Source organism: Tateyamaria sp., from assembly GCF_059783535.1.
Map to the genome: position 1 here is coordinate 58,010 of NZ_JBYNDP010000006.1, position 9,133 is coordinate 67,142.

At 60.5% G+C, this 9,133-nt stretch carries 5 protein-coding genes; 1 reads left to right on the top strand and 4 read right to left on the bottom strand.

The annotated features are described in order from the left end of the window. Positions 1-8: 8 nt before the first annotated feature. From AC6RA8_RS02600 to AC6RA8_RS02610, 3 genes are all read right to left on the bottom strand, one after another. Positions 9-716: a phosphotransferase gene (locus AC6RA8_RS02600; protein WP_500350566.1), complete on the bottom strand. Its 708-nt coding sequence runs from the start codon at positions 714-716 to the stop codon at positions 9-11. Further along, positions 713-4,159, bottom strand: a complete 3,447-nt coding sequence (locus AC6RA8_RS02605; RefSeq protein ID WP_500350567.1) for a pyruvate carboxylase — start codon at positions 4,157-4,159, stop codon at positions 713-715. The genes AC6RA8_RS02600 and AC6RA8_RS02605 overlap by 4 nt, the downstream gene beginning before the upstream one ends. Before the next feature lie 179 nt (positions 4,160-4,338). After that, positions 4,339-5,478 carry an alpha-hydroxy acid oxidase gene (locus AC6RA8_RS02610; protein ID WP_500350568.1) on the bottom strand — a complete coding sequence of 380 codons (1,140 nt, stop codon included), beginning with the start codon at positions 5,476-5,478 and terminating at the stop codon, positions 4,339-4,341. A 164-nt stretch (positions 5,479-5,642) separates the two neighbouring features. Between AC6RA8_RS02610 and AC6RA8_RS02615 the strand changes: the two genes are divergently transcribed. Next, on the top strand, positions 5,643-8,072 hold the full coding sequence (locus AC6RA8_RS02615; RefSeq protein WP_500350569.1) for an ATP-dependent helicase: 2,430 nt from the start codon (positions 5,643-5,645) through the stop codon (positions 8,070-8,072). Between the two features lie 108 nt (positions 8,073-8,180). On the opposite strand, the gene sigJ is transcribed toward AC6RA8_RS02615, so the two are convergent. Then, positions 8,181-9,133: RNA polymerase sigma factor SigJ (sigJ, locus tag AC6RA8_RS02620; RefSeq protein ID WP_500350570.1), on the bottom strand; the 953-nt coding region annotated here is incomplete at its 5' end.

The window sequence follows — 9,133 nt, forward strand, 5'->3', positions numbered from 1 at the left end:
ATTGTGAGTTAGTGCTCACCAAGCTTCAATCCTGGCATGAACGACGGCACAAGCGATCGCGCATGCGCGGGCTCGATCTCCCAGGAGCACGCAATCTCCCAGGCGAGTGCGGCTTGTTTGATGATCGGTGTCTGTGCATCGGACCAGGTGGCGGTGTCAAAGATAGGGTGATCGCGGCGCGCTTCGTCCCAGTCAATCAACGTCACATTGCCATCCGTGTCAGTTAGTATGTTGTCCGGGTTCAGGTCGCCGTGCACAAGTGTGGTTTCAAGGCCGATTGCCGACCATGCCGCCCTGAGTTGGACAACGAGATCCGGTGGCACTCTGGTCAGATCGATATCTCCCCCTGACTGCTCGATCAGAAGATCGCGGGCGGATACAAACCCGTCGCGTTGAGGTAGGTCAGCGGCAAATCTGTGAAGGCGTGTGATCTTGTCGGCCACAGAATTTGGAGATGTGGGGCTACCTTCGAAGAACGGTTCGCAGGTCCAGCCATCAACCACGAAGGTACCAAGGCTGGACTGAAGAGGTTTCGGTACGTGCAGTCCACAAGCTTCTGCATGCCGTGCGACAGGCAATAGCCACGCGATAGCTGCCTCAGACCGCCGCGTCGACTTGAGCACGTGTTGGCCTACGCGCAGCACGGTGTTGCGGTGTCCGCCGGGCAGGGGGACGGGTGTGCCCGTCAGCCCCCATGCGCCCAGCGGCGGGGTCACTCCAACTCGACCAGCAGGTCCTTGGCGTCGATTTGACCGCCGGCCGAGACGTGCACGGCTTTGACAACCGCGTCGCGTTCGGCGTGAATACCGGTTTCCATTTTCATGGCTTCGATGGTCAGAAGAAGGTCGCCTTCACAAACCTCCTGTCCGGCTGTGACACCGACGCTGGCCACGACACCCGGCATGGGCGCGCCGACATGACCGGCGTTGCCGTCTTCGGCCTTGGGTCGAGAGACTGTTTGCGACTTCACCAGGCGATTTGGCACGCGGATGGTGCGCGGTTGGCCGTTGAGTTCGAAGAACACGCGCACTTCGCCGTCCTCGTTGGTTTCACCCACCGCTTGCAGGCGAATTTCGAGGGTTTTACCAGGGTCGATTTCCGCCGTGATCTCATCGCCGGGATTCATGCCGTAGAAGAACGTCTTGGTTGGGAGGGTTCGAACGGGGCCGTATGTACGGTGACGTCCCATGTAGTCGAGGAACACCTTGGGATACATCAAGTAGCCTGACAGATCCTCGTCATCGATGGCCTTGCCTTCCAGTTGGCCGGAAAGGTCGGTGCGTGTCTCTTCCAGATCGACCGGGGGCACATCTGCGCCTGGGCGGGCTGTGTTGGGTTCTTCGCCTTTGAGTACCTTTTGCTGGATGCCATGCGGGAAGCCGCCCGGAGGCTGGCCCAGGTTGCCGCGCATCATGTCCACGACGCTGTCGGGGAAGGCGACCTCTTTGTCAGGGTCCTCGACCTCGTCACGGGTTAGTCCCTGCGAGACCATCATCAAGGCCATGTCGCCCACCACTTTGGACGACGGTGTGACCTTCACAATGTCGCCAAACATCTGGTTAACATCTGCATAGGTCCGGGCAACTTCGTGCCAGCGTTCTTCAAGACCAAGCGAGCGCGCTTGTGCCTTGAGGTTGGTGAACTGCCCGCCGGGCATTTCGTGAAGGTACACCTCGGAGGAGGGGGCCTGCATGCCGCTTTCAAAGGCCGCGTAGTGGGCGCGCACCGCTTCCCAATAGTCCGAGATGTCGCGCACGGCGTCGATGTTGAGGCCGGTGTCTCTGTCACTGTTTTGCAGAGCTTCGACAACAGTCCCGAGCGTGGCCTGCGAGGTGTTGCCTGACAGCGCGTCCATCGCGCAATCGACCGCGTCTACCCCAGCTTCGGCCGCCGCGAGGATTGTCGCAACGGCCACACCCGCGGTGTCGTGAGTGTGGAAGTGGATGGGCAGACCCACCTCTTGCCTCAGGGCGCGGATCAACTGCTTGGCTGCCGCGGGCTTCAGAAGGCCTGCCATGTCCTTGAGACCGAGCACGTGGGCGCCGGCATCTTTCAACTGGTTGCCCATGTCGACGTAGTATTTCAGGTCATACTTGGCACGGTCCGGGTCCATGATGTCGCCGGTGTAGCAGATCGTGCCTTCGCAGATTTTGTTCTGCTCTTGGACCGCATCCATGGCGACGCGCATGTTTTCGACCCAGTTCAGGCTGTCAAAAACGCGGAAGACGTCTATGCCGGTGTCTGCGGCGACGCGCACAAATTCCTGCACCACGTTGTCAGGGTAGTTGGTGTAGCCCACCCCGTTGGCGCCGCGCAGCAGCATTTGCGTCATTAGGTTGGGCATACGCTCGCGCAGATCGCGCAGGCGCTGCCACGGGCATTCCTGCAAGAAGCGATAGGCCACGTCGAAAGTCGCACCGCCCCAGCATTCCATGGAGAACAGCTGCGGCAGGTTGGCCGCATAGGCAGGCGCCACCTTGATCATGTCATAGCTGCGCATCCGCGTGGCTAGCAGAGACTGGTGCCCATCGCGCATGGTGGTGTCGGTGATCAGCAATTGCTGCTGGGATTTCATCCAGTCGGCAACCGCTTGTGGGCCCTTTTGTTCCAACAGATTGCGGGTGCCCATCTGGTGCGACGGATCAGCCTGCAGTGATGGCGGTTTCGGATCTTTGATATCGGCACGGGGTCGGGGGCGGTCCTTGACCTCCGGGTGCCCGTTCACGGTGATGTCCGCGATGTAGTTCAGCACCTTGGTGCCGCGGTCGCGCCGTTTAGGGAACTGGAACAGCTCGGGCGTCTCGTCGATGAACTTGGTTGTGTATTCGTTCGACAGGAAGGTCGGGTGCTTCAGCAGGTTTTCGACAAAGGCAATGTTTGTTGACACGCCGCGAATACGGAACTCGCGCAGGGCGCGGTCCATGCGGGCGATGGCAATCTCAGGCGTTGGACCCTTGGACGTCACCTTGGTCAGCAGGCTGTCATAGTAGCGGGTGATGACGCCGCCCGCATAGGCCGTGCCACCGTCGAGGCGGATGCCAAGGCCGGTGGCCGAACGGTAGGCGGTGATGCGTCCATAATCGGGGATAAAGTTGTTCTGCGGGTCCTCCGTCGTCACGCGGGTCTGGAGCGCGTGACCCATCAGCTTGATGTCTTTCTGCGAGGCCATGCCAGTGGCTTCATCTATCGGCTTGCCCTCGGCGATCAGGATTTGCGCCCGGACGATGTCGATGCCCGTCACTTCCTCGGTCACGGTGTGTTCGACCTGCACGCGGGGGTTCACTTCGATGAAGTAGAATTTGTCGGTTTCCATATCCATCAGGAACTCGACCGTGCCCGCGCATTCATAGTTCACGTGCTTACAGATCTTGTAGCCCAGATCGCAGATCTCGGCGCGTTGTTTGTCGGTCAGGTAGGGGGCAGGCGCGCGCTCCACGACCTTCTGGTTGCGGCGCTGGACCGAGCAGTCGCGTTCAAACAGGTGATACATGCCGCCATGCTTGTCGCCCAGGATTTGCACTTCGACGTGGCGGGCGCGGGTGATCATCTTTTCCAGATAGCCCTCGCCGTTGCCAAAGGCCGCTTCGGCCTCGCGGCGGCCTTCGAGCACCTTTTCCTCGACCTCATCCTCACCCATGATCGGGCGCATGCCACGCCCGCCGCCGCCCCAAGAGGCTTTGAGCATCAGGGGGTAGCCGATCTCTTTCGCTTCCTTGCGGATCGCGTCCATGTCGTCGCCCAACACTTCGGTGGCTGGGATGACAGGCACGCCAGCGGCAATGGCCACCTTGCGGGCGCTGGCCTTGTCGCCTAGGGCGCGCATGGTTTCGGACTTGGGACCGATGAAGGTGATGCCGTTTTTCTCGCAGGCATCTACAAAGTCGGGGTTTTCGGACAGAAGCCCGTAGCCCGGGTGAATGGCATCCGCACCACTTTCGCGAGCCACGCGGATCATTTCGTCAATGCTTAGATAGGCGGCGACGGGGCCAAGCCCTTCACCGATGCGGTAGGCTTCATCCGCCTTGAAGCGGTGCAGGCCAAGCTTGTCTTCCTCGGCAAAGACGGCGACCGTCTTTTTCCCCATTTCGTTCGCGGCGCGCATGATGCGGATGGCGATCTCACCGCGGTTGGCGATGAGAATCTTTTGGAAATCGGGCATGGTCGCTCCCCCCGGGGCCGTATTTTGCAGTCGCGGCATTCTCTATGATGTTTACGTGACGCAAACAATACGTGGTTGTGGGTAGATGGCTCTGCAGGAGAAAAGGTGCCCGGTGGATGACCGGCTGTGGTGTCTGGGTGGTCAGTCAATACTTACCTGATGCCGAGCGAGTGTCGGCGCTAGGCGTGTTCAAATGGTTTTGGGAGGTCCTGCAGCGTCCGCGCTCCAAGTTGACCCATATTGGCCTTCAAGTCTTCGGACAGGATATGGCTGAGATGATCGATGCCATCCGGTCCCAGTGCCGCGAGTGCGTAGTGCCAAGCGCGACCCAGCATGACGAAGTTCGCCCCGGATGCCATAGCCCTCAGGATGTCCAGTCCACCCTCGACTCCGCTGTCGAAGATGATGGGTAACCGCGTGGCGCGCCGGACGGCGGGTAGAACTTCGATTGTTGCGGGGGCCGCATCAAACTGACGGCCCGCGTGGTTCGACACCCAGATGGCATCGACGCCCAGACCTTCGAGCTTTTCTGCATCCGTGCCCCGCATCACACCTTTGACGACGAAGGGTCCGTCCCAAGCATCGCGCAGCCAGGATACATAATCCCAATCCGGTGATGTACGCAGAAGGTATCCGACATGGGCCGTGACGGGCAGGTTCTTGGTTGCCGCTGTCGCGTAGGCGTCCAGCATCCGCATGTGTGGCATGCCTTTGCGCGCCATCGCCAAGGCCCATGCAGGTCGTAGGGCCACCTGCGCCATGAGGCGTGGGGTCAGACGGGGTGGGTTGGTGATGCCGGAACGTGTTTGCCGTTCGCGCCGGGACGCGACGGGTACATCGACGGTCAGCACCAGTGTCTTGAATCCGGCGGTGCGGGCGCGGTCCAGCATGTCCTTGCGGATGCCCTCATCGCGGGGTGGGTACATCTGGAACCAGGCATCCTCGCCCAAAACCGGGGCGACATCCTCGGGCGAGGCGGCCGCCACTGTGGACAGGGCGTAGGGGATTCCCAGGCGCGCTGCGCCTTGCGCCAAGTGGCGTTCGGCGTCGGGCCACATCAGTCCGGACATGCCAACCGGAGCGATGCCAAAGGGCAACGCGCGCTGCTTTCCCAACAGGTTCGTGGACAGGTTAGCTTCGAATTCGCCGTGCAGAATGGAGGGCAACAACCCCACGCGATCAAGCGCTGTGCGATTGCGGCGGCGCGTTGCCTCATCGCCAGTTCCGCTGTCCAGATACTCCCAAACGAATTTCGGGATTCGCTGGCGTGCGCGGTCGCGCAGATCGCTGAGGGCGGGATAGCGGCTGTTCAGATCCATGCGCGGGACTATGGAGATGGGGGCGCAGGGCTGCAAGCCGTTGAATTTGCGAACGCTCTGCCTGTTGGACTCTCCAAACTGCGGTTTCGAAAAGGGCAAAAGGGTGCGGAACATCGCGTGAACATCAGTCTTTTCCTTTGAACGCTGGCGCGATACATTGCGGCATGAGCAGCTTTGATGAATTTGACGCCTTTGAAGGTGCATCCCTGTCCGCACGTGCCATGGCAGCGCGCCCGCAACCGTACCTGGATGATCTGAATCCCGCTCAACGCGAGGCGGTCGAGCAACTGGATGGGCCGGTGCTGATGCTTGCGGGCGCGGGTACGGGCAAGACCCGAGCGCTGACCGCGCGGATCGTGCACTTGCTGAACACGGGCAGGGCGCGTCCGAACGAGATTCTGGCCGTCACCTTTACCAACAAAGCCGCACGCGAGATGAAGAACCGCGTGGGGCAGATGCTGGGGCAGCCGATCGAAGGTATGCCTTGGATGGGTACCTTTCACGCCATCTGCGTGAAGCTGCTGCGCCGCCATGCCGAGCTTGTGGGCCTCAAGAGCAATTTCACCATTCTGGATACGGACGACCAGATCCGCCTTTTGAAACAACTTGTTCAGGCGGCCAACATCGATGACAAGCGCTGGCCCGCGCGGCAGCTGGCCAGCATCATTGATGGGTGGAAGAACCGGGCGTTGACACCCGACAAGGTTCCTGCAGCGGATGCCGGGGCCTACAATCACAAGGGCGTTGATCTTTATGCGCAATACCAGCGCCGTCTGATCGAACTGAATGCCTGCGACTTTGGGGACCTGCTGTTGCACATGGTCACTATTTTTCAAGCGCATCCGGATGTGCTGCAACAGTATCAGCGGTGGTTTGCATTCATCCTCGTGGACGAATACCAGGATACCAACGTTGCGCAATATCTGTGGCTTAGGTTGCTGGCACAGGGGCACAAGAACATCTGTTGTGTGGGCGATGACGACCAGTCGATCTATGGCTGGCGCGGGGCCGAGGTGGGCAACATCCTAAGGTTTGAAAAGGATTTTCCGGGCGCGCATGTGGTGCGGCTGGAACAGAACTATCGGTCGACCCCGCATATTCTGGCGGCGGCCTCGGGTGTCATTGACGGCAACGAAGATCGTCTGGGTAAGACGCTGTGGACCGACAAGAACGAGGGCGAGAAGGTGCGCCTGATCGGCCATTGGGACGGCGAGGAAGAAGCGCGCTGGATCGGGGAAGAGATCGAGGCGGCGCAGAGCGGCACACGAGGTGTGCGGTCTATGTCACTGGAAGACATGGCTATTCTGGTACGTGCTTCGCATCAGATGCGCGCTTTTGAAGATCGGTTCCTGACCATCGGATTACCGTATCGGGTCATTGGCGGGCCACGCTTTTACGAGCGGATGGAGATCCGGGATGCGATGGCCTATTTCCGCGTTGTCGTATCGCCCGACGATGAACTGGCGTTTGAGCGGATCGTGAACACACCCAAGCGGGGCTTGGGGGACAAGGCGCAGCAGACCATCCAGATCACGGCGCGGGCCAACGGGGTGTCATTGGTTGAAGGCGCGCGGCTGGCGGTTGATCAGGGTTTGATTAAAGGAAAGGGTGGCAAGGAGTTAGGCGCGCTTGTCGATGGAATTGCGCGCTGGAACTCCAAGCTGCGTGGACCGCGCATTGAAGTGGCGCAAGATGACTCTGTGATTGATGAGGGTGTGGCGCCGTTGCGTGTCGAATACGGTCCACCGCCGGTGAGCCATATCGAGTTGGCAGAGATCATCTTGGACGAGTCGGGCTATACCGCGCATTGGCAGAACGACAAAACCCCCGAGGCGCCGGGGCGGTTGGAGAACTTGAAGGAGCTTGTGAAAGCTCTTGAATCCTTTGAAAATTTGCAAGGGTTTCTCGAGCACGTTTCGCTGGTCATGGACAATGCCAGCGAGGATGCCGAGGCCAAGGTTTCGATCATGACCCTGCACGCTGCCAAGGGTCTGGAGTTCCCGCAGGTGTTCCTGCCAGGCTGGGAAGATGGGCTGTTTCCATCGCAGCGGTCGATGGATGAAAGCGGGATCAAGGGGCTCGAAGAGGAACGGCGCTTGGCCTACGTGGGCATCACGCGGGCGGAGGAGGTGTGTACGATTTCCTTTGCTTCGAACAGGCGGGTGTTTGGACAATGGCAATCATCCATGCCGTCGCGCTTTGTTGATGAGCTGCCCGAGGAACATGTGGATGTGCTGACGCCCCCGGGCCTATACGGGGGCGGGTTTGGTGCTGCGGCCCCGAATATGGGGGGTGAGTCGCGGTTGCACCAAGCGGCGGCTGAAGCGAATGTTTACAACTCGCCCGGCTGGAAACGGTTGCAGGCGCGCGCCGGCGAGCGACCCATGAGCCAGCCCAAGGAGAGCCGGAACACAGTGATCGACCTGAATGCGGTGTCGGCCTTCACGGTTGGTGAGCGGGTGTTTCACCAGAAGTTCGGATACGGTGCAATCATCGGGATTGAGGGTGATAAGCTGGAAGTCGACTTTGAAAAGGCGGGAACGAAGAAGGTGGTCTCGCGCTTTGTGTCAGGGACGGATGACATTCCGTTTTGAGGTCACCGAGCAGTGCGGTTAACGCATCGTACTGCCCTTTCAAATTTGTATACTGCGCGTTTTGCTGCGCCGAACCGCGCTAACGATCCGCTCACTTTGGCTGGGCATTTACGTTTGCGCGGCGGGCTTAACTGTTTGTAGGGCTTTGCCGTCGGGCGGCTCTGTTTGCTGACGCAAAGGCGCCCGCCCGCCGACCCGGTGTACGGCCACGGAGGGCAGCTTGTCGGGGTTGCGCATCGTATACATCCAGCAGATTTGACCTTGGCTGTTCAGGGCCACCGTGAAGAGTGTTTGGGCCAGACCGTTTTCGGTCATCAGCAGTGCTGGGTGGCCGTTCGCAGTGACCGGGGTGGGTACGAGGGTACCGGCGTGTTTCAGCGTGACTGTATGTGAGACCAGAACGATATCATCCGGGCCGATGAGCGGGCGGCGGGCGGCGCGGGCCTTGGCCCCGCCATCCGAGATGGCAACAGCATCCTTGGACAGATAGGCCTTGGCAGCGTCGAGATCGTTGCTGACGATGGCGGCGAGAAAGCCGCTGATCTGGGCGGCGCGTTTGCCCGCTGGTTGCGTCAGGTCCGGGGTAGATTGTGCCACGCGGCGGTGGGCGCGGCTGACCAGTTGGCGGCAGGCGGCTTCTGATTTGCCCAGTGTCTGGGCAATGTCGGCATAGGAAGCATCAAACGCCTCGCGCAGGACAAAGGCGGCGCGTTCGTTGGTGGGCAGCGTGTCCATCATCCAGAGCAGGGCCAGTTCGCAATCCTGCGCTTGGGCAAAGCTGTCTTCGGCGGTCGTTTCATCCACAATCAACGGTTCGGGCAGCCATGGGCCAACATAGGATTCCCGACGCGTTTTGGCCCGACGCAGGCTGTCGATGGCCACCCGTGTTGCGGCGGTGCGCAGCCATGCGGCCGGTGTTCGGATGGCGGCATGATCCGCAGCGGCCCATTTAAGCCATGTATCCTGTACTGCGTCTTCGGCGGCGGCCCGTTCGCCCAGCATGCGGTAGCACAGGGCCGTAAGCATCGGCCGCTGTGCTTCGAATTGATCGGTCCACGTCA